The organism is Oceanospirillum sanctuarii (assembly GCF_002150805.1).
Lineage (GTDB): Bacteria > Pseudomonadota > Gammaproteobacteria > Pseudomonadales > Halomonadaceae > Oceanospirillum > Oceanospirillum sanctuarii.
Genome location: NZ_MTBA01000014.1, coordinates 97,201 through 117,088, shown reverse-complemented (window position 1 = coordinate 117,088; position 19,888 = coordinate 97,201). Strand labels below are relative to the sequence as shown.

The following is a 19,888-nucleotide window of genomic DNA, read 5'->3' as shown; positions in this document are numbered from 1 at the left end:
CTTTTAGGCCACTTTCAAGCAGGGGCTTTTAATCTTTAGGCCTCATTTTCCGGCCAGACTTCGCCCAGAAACCGTTCCAGCTGTTCGATAATTTTCACGATTCTCGGCAGATGGCGTTGGCGTTTGTGGGCCACCAGATAAAGTTCACCTTTGCCATAAGCACTGAGATCAATGGGCAGCGCCGTCAGGCCACTAACAATATCGTTACGGTCAAAGCCTTCAGGCAGCACCATAGCGCCAACTCCCGCGCAACAGGCCGCTAACTGCACGTTGTAGTCGTTGGAGGTAAAGGCGGGTTTGAAATCCGGAATCACACGTTTCAAAACCTGATTCACCTGCAGATAATCGTATTTATCCGGCCAGCAGATCCATTTCAGTTGCCGAATATCCCAATCATCATCTTTTTTCTTCTGTAAGTGCTTTTCAGAAACATAAACCCGCATATCCCCCTTAAAAGAGGAGAGACAGATGAGATCATCATCCTGCGGATACTGAGTTCTTAAGGAGATATCCGCCTCACCCCGGGCTAGATTCAGGGTGCTGATATCACTCAGCACCTCCAGCTGAATATCGGGATAGATACTGGCAAGCTCGGCGGCAAAGGGCGTTAACAAGGCAAAGGCGATTGCCGGTGGCGCGGTAATACGCACACAGCCGCTGATGGTCTGTGGTGACTGCACCTCAGTCATCACCTCTGCCGACCACTGCGCCATCTGCTGCGCTGCAGGCAGTAGTTTATTGCCGAGCGCGGTCAGCTCGCAGCCCTGACTCAGGCGGATAAACAGCGGCTGTCCAAGCTGTTCTTCCAACTCTGCAATACGGCGGCTCAGGGTTGGCTGCCCCAGTTTTAATTCACGGGCGGCGGCGCTGAAGCTGCCGGTCTCGGCCACCGTCAGAAAAAGCTTCAGATCCTGCCAGTTCAGATCTTTGTTCATGGCTTTATCCTGCTCTCACTCATACGCAGCTGCCCCATTCAAAAACGGATAGCACCATCAATTTTTAGCCGATTTACTTCAAATAAAGAATAGCCAAACTATAGCACAGCAAGAGGCAGAACCAAGGTGGTGTCAGGAGCAGTCAACATCAAGAGCGTCAGCCTCGGAAGTTCACATTTAAAGAGGACAGCGTATGTCACTGATATCTAAAACCGGAGCGGGCCAGTCAGCACCTTCAAAACGCCCGATCAAAAAGATCATTCTGATCAGCCTGGCGATTATCATCGCTTTGTTTGCAGCGATTGCGCTTTGGCTGAGTCAGACGGTAGCAACTCACCACCCGACTGAAGCTTCACCTCTGGGACGGGAGATCAGCCAGCGAACTCTGGATCAGCTTCTTAAAGCTGAACAGACAGGCGAATCAGCTGTGGCCACAAAACTCGATACTCTGGTTGCTGCAGACTGGCAGGTGCCGCTAAGTGGTTTGCTGAATCTGCAGCATCCGAAGGCGAAGTCTGCGGGACTGGAAGATCATGAAGCAGAAATTCAGGTCTACGCCTTTCACCTGCAACACCCCAAATACGGAGACTTTCTGATCGATACCGGTGTTTCCACCCGTTTCGCAAAAGATCCGAAATCCGTTGGTGTACCCGGCTGGCTGGAACCTCAACTGGGTATCGAAAAACTGAAGATGCGCCGTTCTACCGAGCAGTTTCTTACGGAGCTGCAACGACCGCTCAAGGGTGTGTTTCTGACCCACCTGCATCTGGATCATATCAGCGGCCTGCCAGCGATTCCGACTGATGTCCCCCTCTATACCGGTAAGGGTGAAGCCGCCGAGGAGTATTTCCTTTACGCAGCCACTAATGGCACAACGGATACTCTGCTGGATCAGCGTCCGGCATTAAGAGAGTGGCAGGGGAAGATTCTGGATATCTTTGGAGATGGCAGCGCCTTTGCCCTGCATACACCGGGGCATACCGCAGGTTCTACCGCCTATCTGATACGCTCTGAATTCGGCTGGGTACTGTTAACCGGCGATACTTGCCACACCAACTGGGGCTGGCAGCATAATGTGGAGCCGGGTCAGTTCTCCAGCAATCAGGAGGCTAACCGGGAAAGTCTTGAGTGGCTGCAGCAGCTGGCGAAACGACACCCGCAAATCAAGGTGCAGGTCGGTCACCAACCGCTTTAGTCATTGCTTTTTGATTGCTACCGCAATGAGACGAGCTTAGGAGAGTCGGCCTGCTTTAAAGGCCGACTCGATGCTGTAAACCGCAATCTTGCAGTGAAAGGGTTTGATCACCTGCATGTAGGCGCGCCCTATGCCGGTATGCAGGTTTACCCGGGTACTTAGGGTGTAAAGGTTGTCCGGATGTTTCTGCAGCGATAACCAGACCGCCATGTGCCGCTCCTCTGAGCCAACGATCACCTCCTCCGAAGTGGCTTTCAGGATGGTCATGGCACCGGCCTCAGCACCTTCTTTTATCTTACTCGGCGGTAATGGTCATGCCTTCCGGGCTGGTTTCGAAGCCGAATAAACCCACAAGTTTATTACGCAAGCTGATCATAAAACGCACCGGCTTCGGCAACTGCCCGAAGATTGCGATATACACACTACGGGCATCCTGAGTGTCATCTTCCAGCCGGAAGGCAAAAGCGTCCTCATAACCCCGACCTTTTGCTTTTTCATGCAGGCTGCAACTTGCGGGTAACGGACAGGAAATTACTTTGCCCTTTGGGATCACAAGGGTGTCTTTCTGCTGGGTAGAAACGGCGTTTTGCCCACTGTTTTGTTGTGCGTTTTGTTCACTGCCTTCCATGGTCGTACTCCCTGTTTTTAGCGAATCTGGCTTTAAAACTTTTTTTGAGGGCTAGGCAAGCGCCCAACCTTCAATCATCTCTGCCATCAGGTCATCCATCTGTTTCCACTGCAGGCGGCTTACCTGATCTCCCGCCTGCACACAGCCGACAAACTTCCAGTAGAGAATGCCCGCCAACAGACCCGCTTTGTCCTGCTTATCTTGCGGCAGCATAGAAGCACATTGACCAGCCAGATAATCCAGCCGAATCTGATCGGCCTCCTGTACCGCCGCTTTCGCCTGCGGATCAAGCCACGCCCAGTTGCGCACCGCGGTTTCTATCGCCAGCGTCTCATCATCGATCAGATCCAGCAAGCGGTTACGGCGTTGCTGCCACTCAGGCAGGCTTTGCACCTTGTCGATCAGCTGCTGGCTGTAATGCTGCTGCCAGTAGCTTAAAAGCTCGGTCAGAAATACCTCACGGTTCTTAAAGTGATGGTAAAACGAGCCTTTTGTCGCCCCCGCCCGCTGGCACAGAGGATCAATTTTTACCTGCGCTACGCCAGATTCCACCAGCAATTCCAAACCCAGCGCCAGCCAGTCATCTTTCAGCATTTTCATCCGGCATGTATCCTTTAGCCCAAAACATACCATACGGTATAGTATGTTTTAATCTTTGACCAGAAGTTGTTGAATCAGACTTTCACTATTAACCCGTTTAACCAACCCAGCCAGCTATCGGCTCTAAAGTAAGCTGTTCAGAAATATTTCCATAGGGTTTCAAAGGTGTTTCAAAATCGTGTCAAAAATATGTCAGCTGTAACATTGCCGTCATAAAGCCTGCTGATAATGCCCCCATCAAAAATTATTAGCACGGATGTTTAAGCATCCGCTTCCCAATTATCAGGTTTGTGTCAGGACTTCGTTATGAACACAGCAGCATCAACACCTCCACCTACAAAAGCAACACAACAGAACCTTCTCCGCTGGGCAGGCATTGTCGCCCTGATCTACCTGCTGCTGGTTGCCGTTGGCATGATCGGAACCGGCTTTAAATGGGCTACCGCAGGCCACGCAAAAGAACTGTTTGAATTTGCCTCCAACCCACTCGTTGGCCTGATGATCGGCACGGTAGCTACCGCACTGATTCAGTCCTCCAGTACCGTAACCTCGATTATTGTCGGCCTTGTCGCTGGCGGCCTGCCTGTGTCCATGGCGATCCCTATGATTATGGGTGCCAACATCGGCACGACCATCACCAATACTCTGGTGAGTCTGGGTCACATCCGTAACCGTGAAGAGTTCCGCCGCGCTTTCGCCGCTGCAACCGTGCATGACTTCTTTAACCTGATGGCGGTAATCATCTTCCTGCCACTGGAACTGATGTTCGGCATGCTGGAAAAAATCAGTGCTTACCTGGCTGCACTGCTGGTGGGTGGTGAGTCTCTGAGCATGAAGAGCATGAACTTTATCAAGCCGCTGATTAAGCCGGTGACGGGGACTGCCAAAGATCTTTTCTCAGCACTGCCTGAGCCAACCAGCGGTATCGCTATGATCGTTCTGGGCATCGCTCTGATCATCTTCTCCGTGGCCTACGTAGGTAAACTGCTGAAGAAAGCGCTGGTGGGTCGTGCTAAAGAGATGCTGCACGGCGCTATCGGTCGCGGCCCGCTAAGCGGTATCGCATCCGGCAGTATCGTAACTGTGCTGGTTCAATCTTCTTCCACCACTACCAGCCTGATGGTTCCATTAGTAGGCACTGGCGTACTGAAACTGAAAGATATCTACCCGTTTACACTGGGCGCGAATATCGGCACCTGTATTACAGCGCTGCTGGCTGCAACTGCTGTCAGTGGTGAGATGGCAATCTTTGCTCTGCAGATTGCACTGGTTCACCTGAGCTACAACCTGCTGGCGGTGATCACCATCTTCGGCCTTCCTTTCCTGCGCAACCTGCCACTGGTACTGGCGGAGAAACTGGCAGAACTGGCAGCCGTAAAACGTCGCATCGCATTTGGTTATGTTTCCGCTGTATTCTTCTTCCTGCCAGGCTCGCTGATCTACGCAACAGCCTAAGTCATAGGCAGAACACAGAAACAGAAAAGGCCGCTTTGATAGCGGCCTTTTTCATTTGGTTATTGGTTTAGAAATACAGTTTTAAAATTTACAGCCTTAAGAGTCAGGTGATAATCAGCCCAGCCTAACAAAGCAGCAAGCAGAAAAAAGCCCCGCAAGCGAGGCAAAGCGAGTAAGCACTCGAGGAAAACAGTGTCCTCAGATATGGATCAGACGATCCAGCACCGAACGCATCTTAAGATCAATCTCTTCACCAGCTTCAAAGTGCAAAACAGACTTATCAATGGTGTTATTCACCATATCCATCAGAGTATCTTCCTGAGTTTCAGTCAGCTCCCAGGCCAGAAATGAACGCTCAAGATCCTGTGTCAGACTCTCAACCAACTTTTGGGTCTGCTGCTTATGAACAAGCTGCTCCTGATCGACTTCTGTTAATGCCTGCTGAGCATCCCGTATCAGCTGTCCCAGCTGAACATCACGGTTTAAGACTTCCAGTTTGGTGGTCGCACCTTCAATAACCATGGCTACGGTGTCACGATAGCGCCCCCTAAGGTCGGCATCCTCCGGCATGTTTTTGATCAGAACAGAGATAGAGCCAAAGTTGAACACCGCACGTTCTTTCCACTCAATGATGCGCCCGGATTCAGCAACCTTGGTCAGTAGCTCTTTTGCCAGCTGAGCCGGCGCACCTTCGGAATCCAGATAAAGATCCTCATCACTAGCTTTCAGCCGGATAACGGTTTTCAGATCATATTGGCGCAAAGATTGAGCAATCTGTTCTGCCAGCTGCTGATGATTCTCAACCGTGGACAATTTGCGGAAGAAATCCATCACCACACCTAGCTCTCCCGCGGTCGACATGGCGGTCATCGCGGTATTGAAAGCGTAGTTTTTCTCTTCCAGAATTGAGTTACGCTGCTGCTTACTTTGGATCGCTAACTCAATCTTACGTACCAGCTCTTCAGGTCTTACTGGCTTGGTAACGTAATCCAGACCTCCAACATCGTATCCCTTCAGTTTTTCTTCGATAGAGTCATTTGCAGAGACAAAGATGATATCGATATCTTTCAGCTCATCATCTTCTTTGAAACGGCGGCAAACCTCATATCCATCCATCTCAGGCATACTGACATCCAGTAAAACTACATCAGGCGTATATGCTCCCTTCGCTTGCTCCAACGCATTTAAACCGCTGGTAGCAACCTGCACCGCGTAGTTCACAGAAAGCACTCCCATGACCACAGCAATATCCTGAACGGAGTCATCAACAATCAATACTCGATTCTTTTCCATCAATTCTTGCCCTACCTAACTTAATTCTGCCTATGCGTTTTCAGCCAATCGCTCACGAAAAGCGGTCAGCGCCTGTCTGGAACGTATGAGATCAAACTGCCCTAAGGTCTCGTAAATGTTTTTAAGCTCTGTTTTGTGCTCCGTTTTCTCCTCAAGCAACCTGCCCAGGGCAGTCATGGTGCCGCCATAATCACTTACAATCAGGTCTTCCAGCTCCCGGATTTGCCGCAGCAACTCCGGATCGCCAACCTCAATCTGACGCTCTGCCATGGGATCAATTTTGGGGGTGTAATGGGTTAACAGCAGACTGATACTTTCCAGCAGGGTCGATAGCTGCCCTTGCAGATCCTCGGTTAGCTCGTAAGTGTCGGCCTGCCCACCAGCTTTAAGGGACTTTTCCAGCAATGCTGCTGAACAAGAGGCATCAATAGCACCTATATTGGCGCAACTGCCTTTGAAGGTATGAGAAAGGCGCTGCAGCTCATGCCATTGATTGTCATTCCGAGCCTGCCCCAGAAGATCAACAGAGTCATAAAAGCTATCCCTGAACGAACTCAGGATTGCCAGATACAGTTTCTGATTGCCCATCACCCTGTCCAGACCATCTTTAATATCCAAACCAGCTACGCTGGCAGGCAAAGAACCCGACGCAAGACGAGATAGGGCCTCATAAGTGTCGTCAGATGCGTCTGAAGCTGGATTACAGACCAAAGTACGACTCGCCTCAGAAACAGAACCATCACCTAGCCAAGATCGACTCTCAGTAGCTGAAGCCTGACACCAATGATTGAGCGTTTCCCAAACCAGTTGAGGATTAATCGGTTTGGTCAGATGGCCATTCATTCCGGCGTCAAAGCTCGCTCTGTCATCGCCGGAAAGAGCATTAGCCGTCATCGCAATAATTGGCAGATGTTCGTAACGGCCTCCCAACTGACGAATTGAACGGGTCGCCTCCAAACCATCCATTAGCGGCATATGGATATCCATAAAAACCAGGTCAATCGACAGTTGCTGAACCAGTTCAAGAGCTTCCGCACCGTTGTTAACCACGTAAGGCTCAACACCAAATTCAGATAACACAGCCCGGGCGACGTCCTGATTCACTACATTGTCCTCCGCGACCAAAACACGTATTCCCTTCAACTCGGGGAAAGAAACTTCATGGGTCACTTCATCCTGACTGATCTCTCCCGTAGCCGACTGACTAACTGCCGCTATCAGCTCAGAGTTACGAACAGGAGCATTGATAACCAGATCTGCGCGAATCTCATCCAATGGAGCATAAAGACAGTCGATTAGTATCAGACGTATATTCAAAGCCTCAAGATCGACCTGCTGGAATAGCTGAAGCTCATTGTTCTGACGGACACTGATACCATCCAGAATCAAGGTCAGGGGCTCTCCCTCTGATTGCAGGTAACGAACGCGCTCTGACAGAAAACGATTGCTGTCCAGATGAAAGACGTCCCTAACCCCCATAGATAGCAACTTGCAATGCAGAATATCCGTAACAACAAGATTATTGCTGATAATACCGACCCGCCGCTCAGCAATTTCAGCCGCGAATGCCTGATCCTTAGCACTTTCAATCTCTTCCAATGGAATCGTGAAGTAGAATTCAGAGCCTATTCCTTCTTCACTTTTTACCTGAATTAAACCTCCCATCGCCTGAACAAGACGCTGGGATATAGCTAACCCAAGGCCTGTTCCACCGAACCTGCGGGTATGTGAGCTATCAACCTGGACAAATGCTTCAAAAAGACGACACTGTTTTTCCTCAGGAATGCCGATCCCTGTGTCTTTTACAGAGATCGTGAGATTTCCACGTTGATAGTGCGCATGCAGAATAACTTCACCTTTTTCGGTGAATTTCACTGCGTTACTGAGCAAATTGGAGACGACCTGCTTTAACCGGTTTTTGTCGCCTTTTACCAGAGCCGGTATATTGATTTGGACATCATTAACCAAACGCACCTGTTTCTCAGCTGCGGGTTTCAGCAACATACCCAGAACATTTTCCGCCATACTCTGAACATTGAAGTCGAGAGTTTCGAGTTCTAACTTGTCCGCCTCCATTTTGGAAAAGTCGAGAACGTCATTAATCAACGCCAGAAGAATCTCACCAGAGCTACAAGCAGTATCAACGTACCCCTGCTGACGCTTATCCAACTTTGATCGGCTCAACAGGTGCAGCATCCCTAAAACGCCATTCATCGGGGTTCGGATCTCATGACTCATGGTCGCCAAAAAACGGCTTTTCGCTTTGTTTGCCTCCTCAGCTGCTTCTTTGGCCGCCCAGAGTTCCTGTTCCTGATCAGCCCGATACCGCTCTTTTCGAACAGCATCAATAATCTGTCCATAGGTACTGTTTAATGGGGCTAGGTGATCCACAATGAGGTCACTATAGCCAGACGTAGCATTTGCCAGACCTATCATGCCAATCACCTGATTACCAAATCGGATCGGCAGGCCCACAAAACAGTTAATTTCTGGATGATCCTCAATGTGCTGAGTTTTCCGGGACGAACTATTGCTCAGCACCACCTCACCTTTGGATACCCGGGTAAAGAAACTTTCGGGATTATCGAGATAAATTCTCTGGTGCAGATAACGTAGGAAAAAGTTATCCAGTCGGTCGGACTGCTCGGAACAGTTCGCAGCATATACAGACAGGTAATTGGTGTTCTCAGAAGTAACAAACTCACCGACAAAGCCGATCCGACTGCCGGTAATTTCTAAAAGATCGGGTAATACCGCCATGAAGATATGCTGAGGATCTTTATCCTGAATAAAGATTTCGTGCGCTTTGTTAATCAGCTTGATCTGCCCCTGCTTACGGCGAACCTCCTTCAGCGACATGACTTCGGTATCGATATCACGAATCACAATAGCAACCTGCAGCTCACCATTAGAGACATAGCTGCTGGCAGAAACCTCAGAGATAAACTCCTCTCGCCCTCCCCGAATGCAAGTCGTATTAAAGGCGATGCTGACCTCCTTGAGAGGCATCATAAAGAACTCTTTAAGATCCAGTGCGGGGATAAAATCATGAACATTGCGATACAGCATCTTGTCAGCATCCAGCGCAAACATACGAGCTGCAGCCTTATTGCTGGCAATAATTTCCCCCAATAAATTGACCGTCAAAATGGCACTTTGGGCATTTTCAAACACATTCTGAACTTGCTTCCATTCATTAAGCAGACGTGAGCGATAGCCTTTAAGGCTCTCCCTCATAGAACTGAAATTTCGGCTTAACGCTCCTATCTCATCCCGTCCTTTATCGCTGACAGGAACATCGAAGTCGCCATCTGCAATTCTTGATACAGCATGCGATAACTTACCTAAGGGCTGGGTAACAAATATCGACTGAAGCCATGCGATAAAAAACAGAAGAATCAACATGACAATAAAAGACAGATAAACCAGTTTTGTAAGCCGCTTTTCCTGCTGAATCACCCGGTATTGATTGACCAATACCCGAATATCAGCACGAACTTCACCATTATTCATAAAGGACTCATGCACCCAGAGAAGTGCGCCAACGGTTGGACGCAAAGGTTTCTCTCGCTGGTAAGTGAGCTTCTGTTTGCCAAACAGAATCTCTACACGATCCCAGTCATCGTTTTTAAGAAGCTTCTCCTGAACCAGGCGATCCAGCCGATTCCGATCTGGATCATCAATCAGATAGTGGCCCGCAATCTCTGCAACAACCGCAACAGTTTTGTGCTGGCTTTGTAAAAACTGGTTTTCAAGAAAGTGCTCAACTTTGGGAAAGAGAATCCAATGGTTACCGCCAAGAATAACCAAAGTAATCACAATAAGAGGGGCTACAAGTTTTAGCTTAAGGCTCATGAATGTACTCCGGGAAACACATTCCGATAATAACATTCATTCAATATAAATGTTAGATATTACGCACTAATTTAGAGCATTATTGACAAAACACAAGATACTAAAACCAAAAAACATACTTTTCTTAGGGGCTTAATCTAACAAAACCACATTGAGCAACCCAAAAATCTAGCAAAATTTTCTTAAGAAAAACTTAAGGCCACAATCAAAACGAAAGCATAGACAAAAAAAAGCCCGGTCAGGCACTGCCTGACCGGGCTCTTGAATATCCGCTTTTGGTAAACGGATCAGTGAAACATCAACTGATAATCAACCTTCGCTCTCTTCATAAATCGCATAGAACTTTTTCGCGTGGCCGATGGTTTCCCAGCTGCCTTTATAGCCTGCAGGAATCACGAAGGCATCACCGGCACTCAGAACCTCCTGATGACCTTCTTCATCGGTCAGTACCGCACGGCCGGAGATCAGATAGCAGAACTCGTCTTCGGTGTAGTTCAGGTTCCATTTACCTTCGGTAGAAGACCAGACACCACAGAAGAAGTTTTCTTTGCTGTTGGTGAAGAGGTTTTCCACGCTCTCCATCGGCTTTCCGGAGATCACACGGTCCAGACTGATGGGTGTATCCGCACCTTCAGCAGCTTTGTGTTCGCTGCGGATGCGCTTTAGTTTTTGAACCTGAGATGAAGGATTTTGTACTTGTGTCATGGTTACTACTCTATTTCTTTTGCAGTCATTAAAGGGGTTAAACCGACAGACAAAAGACCGTTAAGAGGTAGCAAACTGCAGCACTAAACAGAGCTTTCATAAAAGCCGTTAAAACAGATTCAGAACTTCTGAAAGAACTATTCCGGCAGATAACCCAGCAAGAGGTTATTCAGCATGGATTCCAGATCCGCCAGGGTGCGCTTGGCACGGTCACCCTTCTGGTTAACCACCACCAGAAAGACGCTGTGGGTCACTTCCAGATAGAGACGTCCCAGACGCTCGCGCTCCCGCACATGGCGATTAATCCCCATACGACGGAACACCTCGGCCATACGGCTGATCTCCAGCTCGTCATGGCGTTCGTCCAGTTCTCGCAGCTCCGGCACAGAGAACATCGCCTGCACCAGAGTCAGAATCGCTTTCTGACGACGGTAAACACCCAGCTTAATCTTGAGCATCTTTGGCAGAAGCTCTGACAAGGGCATGGTTTCCACCGGCCAGCTGGCGATCTCATCCAGTGCGGCTTCTACCTGCTCCAGCCAGCGGGTGCCCATGGCGTGCAGAATGGCGTGTTTATTCGGAAAGTAGTGATACAGAGAACCCACCGAGATACCAACCGCTTTGGCGATCAGTATGGTGTTCAGATCATCCAAACCCACCTCTTCAAGCAGTTCACCGGTTGCATCGATGATCTGACGGGAGCGTTGCTTGGATCTGTCCTGAACCGGAGCATTCCGGGGTTCCAGACTCTGGGTCTGCTTCTTGCGGCGCACCGCCTCAGAAACCACCTGTGCTTTAGAGTCTGCCTTGGTATCCTTCATCGAATAAATTCACCTGTTCTGCCTGTTTGTTTACCTGATCTGGGCGCATTATACGGATGCGCCGGAGTTTGCCTAGCGGTGATCTTTTAAGCCGTTATCTGTTTAGCGTACAGCTTGCTTGTTTCCTCTTTGATTGTCCTTTCTGTCGGTTGAGTTCTTATGGGTTCGCTTTGTTCTTAATCTTTCTTCGTCGTTACACAGCTGGGCTTTGTTAACGTCCCAGGCGATCACGCAGGGAATAGAACAGCATGCCCGCCACCAGTCCCGGCCAACGTAACAGGGTGCCACCGGGGAAAGTAGGCGTTGGTACTTTGGAAAAGAGGTCGAAGCGTTCGGCGCTGCCACTGATCGCCTCTGCCATCAGCTTGCCGCCCAGTGTCGCCAGCGCCACACCGTGACCGGAATAGCCCTGTGCCACATAGATCACTTCATCAATACGCTCGAAGTGCGGCATACGATTCAGAGTGATCGCCAGGGTGCCGCCCCAGCCGTAATCGATCTTCACATCCTTCAATTCCGGGTAGTACTCCAGCATATAAGGACGCACAAAACTGCCGATATCTTTCGGGAATTTTGAGGAATAGTTTTCGCCCCCACCCCACAAAAGACGGTTATCACCGGACAACTTGAAGTAGTTGATGACAAAGCGGGAATCCGCCACGGCAACATCATCACGGTTGATACGACGGCAGGTGGCTTCATCCAGCGGCTCAGTCGCCAGAATAAAGTTATTGATGGGCATGATCTTGCCCGCAATGCGCGGTTCCAGCTTGCCCAGATAGCCGTTACAGGCCAGCAGCACATATTTAGCTTTTACCGAACCCTGCTCACCAAAAACCTCAACGCCTTTACCGGCGGTGGTCTGGCGGCGCTCGTAATGGCTGACACGGCTGTTTTCAAAAAACTGAACACCGGCTTTTTCTGCCGCTGCGGCAAGACCCAACGCATAGTTCAGAGGATGCAGGTGGGCACCTTCAGTCCAGTATTCACCGGCACCGAAGCGCTCGCAGCCCAACATATTGGAAACCTCTTCCGGCTCCACATACTTGAGGGCATCGTAGTTGAGTACCTTGTTTTTGTACTCAACGGTCTCTTTGATATGGGCGTTATGGGATGGCTTGGCTGCTACGTGCAGAACACCGCTTTTCAGATCACAGTCGATCTCATGCTTGGCCACCAGCTCTTTCACCAGATCCACAGATTCCAGAGACATCTGCCACAGCATATCGGCACCGGCCTTGCCGACCTTCTTCTCCAGATCCTCATGGCCCATGTTATGGCCCTGACAAACCTGACCGCCGTTACGACCGGATGCCCCCCAGCCGATACGCTCCGCTTCCAGCACAGCAACCTGATAACCCTGTTCCGCCAGATGCAAAGCCGCAGACAGACCGGTAAAGCCCGCACCCACGATACAGATATCGGTCTGAACCTCTCCGGTCAAAACTGGATAATCCGGCTTGGGGTTTGCGCTGTCCGCATAGTAAGAGGGCGTGTAACCCTGAGTCATAGTTTCAATCTCCAAAACATTCCCCTGCTTTCACTGAACTTTTTTGAACATAAGCCACCGGCGCTCACTTTTTTGCCGCTTCAGAAAAGTGCACAAAAAAGGTTTTCGCTAACTTTCCGCTCTAAATCAGTTCAACCAAAAAGTCTTAAAGGGATAACAAACCCCACAACAAACCGAATAATACTTCTAATAATTTCCAGTAACAAGCCTGTTTTTATGGGCTTTTCAGAGATCCGAAAAATCTTTTTAACTTTTTTAGAGAAACTTTCTGTTGCTTTAGATTTTCTTTTCACCTAGCCTAGAAACCGAAACATGATTCGGTTTATCACTATCGGTCAGTCAATAATCAGCCTGACAGGCCACACAACACCGGATGTTTACAATCGCCAGTAAGGGATAAAAGCATCAGACCGATAACAGCCATCTGTTTCTTATCTGCCTGCAGCGGTAAACGCAGACAGATAAAGCGCAACAAAAATGATAAGCGACTAATAAAAGCAGCAGACAGCAATAAGCGGCTTAGCTATAACAGACCTAAGCTGTCATTAAGCTGAATCTGCCACCCAAAAAAATGTGAAGGTGAGTTATGGAAGCCGTAGCCAGGTTTCTCAAAGAGAACGCAATCTCAGAAGTTGAATCCACCCTGCCGGACATGACCGGTAACGCCCGTGGTAAGTTTTACCCACCCCAGAAATTCCTCGACGAACAAGGTGGCCGCATCCCGGAAACTCTGCTGGTACAGACAGTGACCGGCGACTGGGCAGCAAACCACTTCGACATCGTTGATGCTGCCGACAAAGATATGCTGCTGCAGCCGGACCCGGACACGCTACGCGTCGTGCCTTGGGCCAACGAGCCAACGGCTCAGGTGATCAACGACTGCTACACCTTTGATGGTGAACTGCACCCGCTTTCCAGCCGTTCTATCCTGCGCAAAGTGCTGGCCCTTTTTGAAAAAGAAGGCCTCAAACCGGTTATCGCACCAGAAGTTGAGTTCTATCTGGTACAGAAAAACATCGACCCGGATTACCACCTGAAGCCAGCCATCGGCCGCTCCGGTCGTCGTGAAACCGCCCGTCAGTCCTACAGTATTGATGCGGTTAACGAGTTCGATCCGCTGATTGATACCCTGTACGACTACTGTGAAGCTCAGGGTCTGGACGTGGACACCCTGATCCACGAAACCGGCGCTGCGCAGATGGAGATTAATTTCCTGCACGGTGACCCGCTGAAACTGGCAGATCAGGTATTTGTCTTCAAACGTACCCTGCGTGAAGCCGCCATGAAGCACGGCGCTTATGCCACCTTTATGGCTAAGCCGATGGAAGAAGAACCGGGCAGTTCCATGCACCTGCACCAGAGTCTGATCAACATCGAAACCGGCGAGAATATCTTTGCCGGTAAAGATGGCGAGAAGTTCAGCCAGGAGTTCTATCACTATCTGGGCGGCCTGCAGAAGTACACGCCAAACGCGATCAGCTTCTACGCGCCGAACGTGAACTCCTACCGCCGCTTTACGCCGGATATGTCTGCACCGGTGAACACCAAGTGGGGTATCGATAACCGCACCACAGGTCTGCGTGCTCCGGAAGCACCGCCAGTGGCGACCCGTATCGAAAACCGCTTCCCGGGTGCAGACTGCAACCCGTACCTGGCAATCGCTGCAAGCCTTGCCTGTGGTTATCTGGGTCTGAAACAGAAGCTGGAGCCAAGCAAGCCAACAACCGATGCCGCAGCAGAAGAAGGTGATCAGGTAGAAGTAGCCCGTACTCTTGAAGAAGGTCTGCGTCTGCTGGAGAACTGCCCGGAACTGCGCGAAATCTTCGGCTGCCAGTTTGTAGATGCCTACATAGGTGTGAAACGTGCCGAGTTTGAAACCTTCAACAAGGTGATCAGCTCCTGGGAACGTGAATACCTGCTGCTGAATGTATGAGCCAGATTAAACACCTCTGAAGCCTGATAACCATCAGGCTTCAGCCGTTATCCGGCTTGCAGCAAACCGATATCTGACGAACAACCCACAGATATCAAACAGCGGATCAATAAAAACAAAAGATTCAAAGGGTTAAAGCCTTTTCAGTGCCGTTTAAAACTGAAAAAATCCGCCCTGTGGCGGGCTTTATCCCGATACAGTTCCTTTAGGGGAAAATGCGACCTAAGCCTTTGTTTCTGAATGATTAAGATCCAGTACAAACAAAGCGCCCTAACGCTAAAAATTAAAGAAAAAAACAGGAAAGGAAAGCTGATGAAAAAAACGATAATGCCCCGTCTCAAGCTGACCCTCTCAGCCCTGACTCTGGCCTTTACCGCTGCGACGGCACAGGCAGAAGAAGTGCTGAATTTCTATAACTGGTCGGACTATATCGCCGAAGACACCATCGCCAAGTTTGAAAAAGAAACCGGCATCAAGGTGAACTACGACGTTTACGACAGCAACGAAATTCTGGAAGCCAAACTTCTGGCAGGTAACTCAGGTTACGATCTGGTGGTTCCAAGCTCACACTTTATGGAGCTGCAGATCAAAGCCGGCATCTTTATGAAGCTGGACAAAGGTCAGTTACCAAACATGACCCACCTTGATCCTTCGCTGATGAAAACCCTGAGCAAAAAAGATCCGGGCAATCAGTACGGTGTGCCTTACCTGTGGGGTACGACAGGCATCGGTTACAACCCGGAACTGGTTAAAAAAGCGCTGGGTGAAGATGCACCGGTAGATAGCTGGGATCTGATCTTTAAACCGGAAAACATCGAGAAACTGCAGGAATGTGGCGTTACTTTCCTGGATTCTGCCGATGAAATGATTCCTTTTGCCCTGAACTATCTGGGTAAAAACCCAACCAGCAGCAAGCGTAGCGACTACAAAATGAGCGCACCGGCAGCCAAACTGCTGACCTCTGTTCGCCCATACGTGAAGCAGTTCACCTCGTCTCAGTACGTAAACGATCTGGCTAACGGCGACAGCTGTGTGGCCGTAGGTTACTCCGGTGATGTTTTCCAGGCGGCTGCCCGTGCTGAAGAAGCCGGTAACGGTGTAGAAGTGCTGTACACCATCCCGAAAGAAGGCACCGAGATCTGGTTCGATATGCTGCTGATTCCGGCTGACTCGAAAAATGCAGACAACGCACACAAGTTCATCAACTTCCTGATGCGTCCTGACATCATCGCCGAGATCACCGACTACGTTTGGTATGCAAACCCGAACAAAGACGCAACCGCACTGGTTGATCCTGAGATCGTAGGCGATGCTGCCATCTATCCGGATGATGAAACCAAAGCCAAACTGTACATGACTGACAAACCGTCTATGGCAGTTCTGAAAGTGCGTAACCGCCTGTGGACCGATATCAAAACCGGCCGCTAATCACGCACTGACCTGAAAGGGTCACCTGTAAGTTGCTTTAGGTAAGCTGCTTCAGGTAAAAAGTGCTGCTGGCGTCACGGCTCGGCACTTGATTGCGACTTTCAACGAAGAAAGACAGAAAAGCCCCGCTCCTGGAAACAAGAGCGGGGCTTTTTGTTTACTACGCGGCTTTAGAAATGGATATGATCAGACCTGATAAGCCGACACCAGTGACCGAAGGCGAACCGCCTTATCCGCCAATTCCGAACTTGCTCCGGATGAGAGATTAACCACTGACACTGTTTTCTGCGCCTCGTGGTCAATGCCGACAACATTCTGGGTAATCTCATCAGCAGTACTGTCCTGCTGAATCATAGCAGCAGCAATCTGATTCACTGTCATCGCAATATTTTCCATTTCGCCAGTAATCTTTCTCAGGGAAGCTTCTGTCTCCCGAGCCTGGCCCGTACAATCGATCACCTGCTGCTTACTGCCTTCCATCGCATCAAATGCCCCCTTGGTTCGCAATTGCAGCCCCTCAATAACCGACTGAATCTCCTCTGTAGATTCCTGGGTTCTCTGCGCCAGTGTACGAACCTCATCAGCAACAACAGCAAACCCCCGCCCCTGCTCACCAGCCCTTGCTGCCTCAATAGCTGCGTTCAGCGCCAACAAATTGGTTTGCTCAGCAATGCCACGGATAACATCCAAGACAGTTCCAATTTTCTCACTGTCGTCCGCCAAATGACCAACAACTTCAGCAGTATCACTTACCTTCTCCGCCAAACGATTGATCACAACAATATTGGATTCGACAACTGATTTTCCGCTGTTCGCCAGTTCCAGCACCTCATTAACCGAGTTACGAACCATAGAGGCATTAGCCGTTACCTCTTTGCTCGCAACCGACATTTCAGTAACTGCTGACGCAACCTGCGCCGTACGCATTTGCTGCTCAACCACGCTCGCTCGCGTTTCTTCATCAACAGCTGACAATTGAAGCGCCTGAGACGAGAGCATCTCGGAAGTTACCGCTACTTCAGAAATGGTATCGTGCAGCTGACGTGTCATGCGCAACATATTACCGCTCAGAACACCCAGCTCATCGTCACTGGCACTTCTTTGTTCGCTAAGGGAGACATTCAGATTACCATCAGCGATCTGCTGACTTACTCGGGACATCTCCTTAACCGGCTTAATTATCCCCTGAACCACAAAATACATCAGCGCTACCACACTGATAACACTCAACAGAGTCACCAATAACATCAGAGTGAAAACAAACTTTTTAGTCGCCAATACTTCCGGCAACTGACCTTCAACAGTTTGATCTGCTTTTTCCTCAATCTGCTCTACCGTGTCCAACAACGCATCTGAAGCAGAATAATATGTGGAGATATCTTCCCGGAATGCAAAAAACGCCTTAACAGCAGCCTTAAAGTCTATCTCATGCTGGCCAACGGCTTTGTCGATTGCCACCGCATAGCTCTGGCCTTCAAATACTCCGACCTTAACATTCTCCGCAATAAAGAGCGGGTGCAGGCCAATCTGCAAACCTTTCTCTTTCAGCGCAGTTAATGCGCCATCCAGTTTTTTAATAATCTGCTGCTCTTCTGAACGGGAAACATGCCCCGTCAGCCCCACCAAACGCTGGTAGTTATAGAAGCGGGTCAAGAGTTCGATTTGGCTCTCCATACCGCCATCTGCCGCACTCCATTTTTCCTCAATACCGGTATTCCAGCTAATAAGGGCATCAGGGTTACTCTCCAAAGCTTCCACAGCAGAATCACCCAACTCTTCCGCCTGAACCATCAGTTCCTGAAACTCATTAAAGTTTTTTCGTAAGCGCTGATCGGCTTCTTTAAAACTCTCATAGCTATCGATCAGCCGGGTTTGCTGCTTGTAAAAAGTACTTTGACTATCTTTCAGATCAGCAATATCACCGCCAGACAATAAGCCTGAGGCCACCATTCGCCCCAGCGCATCCTCAGAAGACGCTTTTGCTTCGTTGATGATGCTCTTCGCTTTATCCGGTTCCGCCTGCCCTGTGATCAGCTGGGCTACACCCAGCATTTCAGCCTCAATACCAATGGATCCCTCCATAGCACCGTCTGCAGCATCCCAAGCAGGCCCTGTAATAAAGTCCAACTGTTCTGAGAGTTTCGTGATACCGAAAACACCTGCAGCACCACACATCAATACCGTCGTCAGGATGAGTAAATACCCGCCACCCAACTTAGTCGCAATTTTCATTGATAACCTCTGGTTGAGTCGCATTGCCGTACGAACAATCCGATTGTTCTGGCTTCGCGTCTCAGGAGCTAAATTTAAAAAGAGAGGAAACAGCTATAGAGCTTCCACGAAACCGCGAATCATATATCAGTTACACAAATTAACCATAATCCTTACGTTTAGTTACAAATGCTCTAATATCACAACTGCTAAGCAACCCTTTTCGCATACAAAGTCCGTTTTCATTTATTGCCGGTTTTATATCCATTTTTTGATACCCAAAATTCATCCCTACCTATCGCTAAAACATCTCCGTCAAACCGACCAACAAAACACTGTTGCACTTCCCTACACAGCCTTTACAAAACCTCAACAGTGGATTTTCCGCCCTGTGCTTAAATTAAAACCTTATTGATTCCATCCATATCAACCATTCGGAACCCCACGGCAGCCAAGGGCTGCGGCGAAGACAGGATGTCCAAGCGTCAGGTTCCGCAAGGGAAAGCACAACGAGGAAAACCACCATGACGACTTTGTTCTCACTTATGCGCTCTCTGATACTGATCGCTTTGATGGCAACCGGTATGGTGATGCTGGCAAACAATGCCCATGCAGCAGTTAAGAGCGCAACCGAGTTTTACTCCCAAAGCGCTGATCCACTGGAAACCGAAGCGAACCGCCTTCGTGATCAGACCCAGAAAGCCCTGCAACTGCACCAGCAACTTCTGCACAACAAGATCGAAACCCGCGAAGCCTTCCACGGTGAACTCTACCAGCTGACCACCGCTGAAAAATTCACTCAGGATATCCTCAACCCAGCTCGCTTCCGTATCGGTATTCCTTCCAAGCGCGGCATAGAAACCGATCAGTATCCGGCGATTATGATCTCCCTGACTAAAGACGCGCCACGCAATACCCGTTCAGCAGATATCCGCGACTTGGTACGCAGCGAAAACCGCCGCTATCAGGAAGTCCTGAAAGACAATGAGCGCGCATTTGAAGAAGTTCAGGAACTGCTGACCTACCTGAAAGACCTGCGCGAACAGATCAACATGAGCCGCACCGGCAAAGAAGCCAAGCGTAAGTACGAGATCTACCTGCGCCGCCTCTCCAGCGCCAAGGCTCAGTACTACACTGCCCTGAATGAGTTTTGTGTGGCAGCAGCGCAGGCTGAGTTTAACGGCTTAACCGGCAAGCGCCTGATTCCCGGTGGTTCACCGTTTCAACTAAGAGGTGCGGGTAGTTAAAATCCCTTTCAGATACCGACTTCAAACCAAAACGCCAGCTAACTGCTAAAAACAGAAGCTGGCGTTTTCAGT

The 19,888-nt window shown here is 49.6% G+C and carries 15 protein-coding genes; 5 read left to right on the top strand and 10 right to left on the bottom strand.

All coding sequences use genetic code 11. The features are described from left to right. Window positions 1–35 precede the first annotated feature (35 nt). Window positions 36–935 carry a LysR family transcriptional regulator gene (locus BV405_RS17210; protein ID WP_086482121.1) on the bottom strand — a complete coding sequence of 300 codons (900 nt, stop codon included), beginning with the start codon at window positions 933–935 and terminating at the stop codon, window positions 36–38. Window positions 936–1,128: 193 nt separating this feature from the next. Between BV405_RS17210 and BV405_RS17205 the strand changes: the two genes are divergently transcribed. Further along, window positions 1,129–2,130 carry an MBL fold metallo-hydrolase gene (locus BV405_RS17205; protein WP_086482120.1) on the top strand — a complete coding sequence of 334 codons (1,002 nt, stop codon included), beginning with the start codon at window positions 1,129–1,131 and terminating at the stop codon, window positions 2,128–2,130. A 36-nt stretch (window positions 2,131–2,166) separates the two neighbouring features. On the opposite strand, the gene BV405_RS18060 is transcribed toward BV405_RS17205, so the two are convergent. From BV405_RS18060 to BV405_RS17190, 3 genes are read right to left on the bottom strand one after another with little or no spacing between them, the layout of a single operon-like run. Then, a complete protein-coding gene (locus BV405_RS18060) occupies window positions 2,167–2,397 on the bottom strand; it encodes a DUF2867 domain-containing protein (protein ID WP_086482119.1) in 231 nt (76 codons plus the stop codon). A gap of 28 nt (window positions 2,398–2,425) precedes the next feature. Then, window positions 2,426–2,758: a DUF2867 domain-containing protein gene (locus tag BV405_RS18055; RefSeq protein WP_086482118.1), complete on the bottom strand. Its 333-nt coding sequence runs from the start codon at window positions 2,756–2,758 to the stop codon at window positions 2,426–2,428. Between the two features lie 51 nt (window positions 2,759–2,809). After that, window positions 2,810–3,358 carry a TetR/AcrR family transcriptional regulator gene (locus BV405_RS17190; RefSeq protein WP_176330211.1) on the bottom strand — a complete coding sequence of 183 codons (549 nt, stop codon included), beginning with the start codon at window positions 3,356–3,358 and terminating at the stop codon, window positions 2,810–2,812. Window positions 3,359–3,664: 306 nt separating this feature from the next. On the opposite strand from BV405_RS17190, the gene BV405_RS17185 reads away from it, so the two are divergent. Beyond that, window positions 3,665–4,813 carry a Na/Pi symporter gene (locus BV405_RS17185; RefSeq protein WP_086482116.1) on the top strand — a complete coding sequence of 383 codons (1,149 nt, stop codon included), beginning with the start codon at window positions 3,665–3,667 and terminating at the stop codon, window positions 4,811–4,813. A 198-nt stretch (window positions 4,814–5,011) separates the two neighbouring features. On the opposite strand, the gene BV405_RS17180 is transcribed toward BV405_RS17185, so the two are convergent. The 5 genes from BV405_RS17180 to BV405_RS17160 form a co-directional block, all read right to left on the bottom strand. Continuing rightward, complete coding sequence (locus BV405_RS17180) at window positions 5,012–6,106, bottom strand: response regulator (protein WP_086482115.1); 1,095 nt, start codon at window positions 6,104–6,106, stop codon at window positions 5,012–5,014. Between the two features lie 30 nt (window positions 6,107–6,136). After that, complete coding sequence (locus BV405_RS17175; RefSeq protein ID WP_176330210.1) at window positions 6,137–9,961, bottom strand: ATP-binding protein; 3,825 nt, start codon at window positions 9,959–9,961, stop codon at window positions 6,137–6,139. 309 nt (window positions 9,962–10,270) lie between these two features. Next, on the bottom strand, window positions 10,271–10,666 hold the full coding sequence (locus tag BV405_RS17170; RefSeq protein WP_086482113.1) for a cupin domain-containing protein: 396 nt from the start codon (window positions 10,664–10,666) through the stop codon (window positions 10,271–10,273). 137 nt (window positions 10,667–10,803) lie between these two features. Further along, window positions 10,804–11,487, bottom strand: a complete 684-nt coding sequence (locus BV405_RS17165; protein WP_086482112.1) for a TetR/AcrR family transcriptional regulator — start codon at window positions 11,485–11,487, stop codon at window positions 10,804–10,806. Between the two features lie 211 nt (window positions 11,488–11,698). Continuing rightward, window positions 11,699–12,997, bottom strand: coding sequence for an NAD(P)/FAD-dependent oxidoreductase (locus BV405_RS17160; RefSeq protein WP_086482140.1), 1,299 nt, complete (start codon window positions 12,995–12,997; stop codon window positions 11,699–11,701). Window positions 12,998–13,583: 586 nt separating this feature from the next. Here BV405_RS17160 and BV405_RS17155 point away from each other — a divergent pair. Together BV405_RS17155 and BV405_RS17150 are read left to right on the top strand one after the other, a co-directional pair. Continuing rightward, window positions 13,584–14,930: a glutamine synthetase family protein gene (locus BV405_RS17155; protein WP_086482111.1), complete on the top strand. Its 1,347-nt coding sequence runs from the start codon at window positions 13,584–13,586 to the stop codon at window positions 14,928–14,930. A gap of 312 nt (window positions 14,931–15,242) precedes the next feature. Further along, complete coding sequence (locus BV405_RS17150; protein ID WP_217895697.1) at window positions 15,243–16,358, top strand: polyamine ABC transporter substrate-binding protein; 1,116 nt, start codon at window positions 15,243–15,245, stop codon at window positions 16,356–16,358. Window positions 16,359–16,544: 186 nt separating this feature from the next. Here BV405_RS17150 and BV405_RS17145 read toward each other — a convergent pair whose 3' ends face one another. Beyond that, window positions 16,545–18,590 (bottom strand): methyl-accepting chemotaxis protein, encoded by a 2,046-nt coding sequence (locus tag BV405_RS17145; RefSeq protein ID WP_176330209.1) that lies wholly within the window; start codon window positions 18,588–18,590, stop codon window positions 16,545–16,547. A gap of 503 nt (window positions 18,591–19,093) precedes the next feature. Here BV405_RS17145 and BV405_RS17140 point away from each other — a divergent pair. Next, on the top strand, window positions 19,094–19,816 hold the full coding sequence (locus BV405_RS17140) for a hypothetical protein (RefSeq protein ID WP_086482109.1): 723 nt from the start codon (window positions 19,094–19,096) through the stop codon (window positions 19,814–19,816). Window positions 19,817–19,888: the final 72 nt, after the last annotated feature.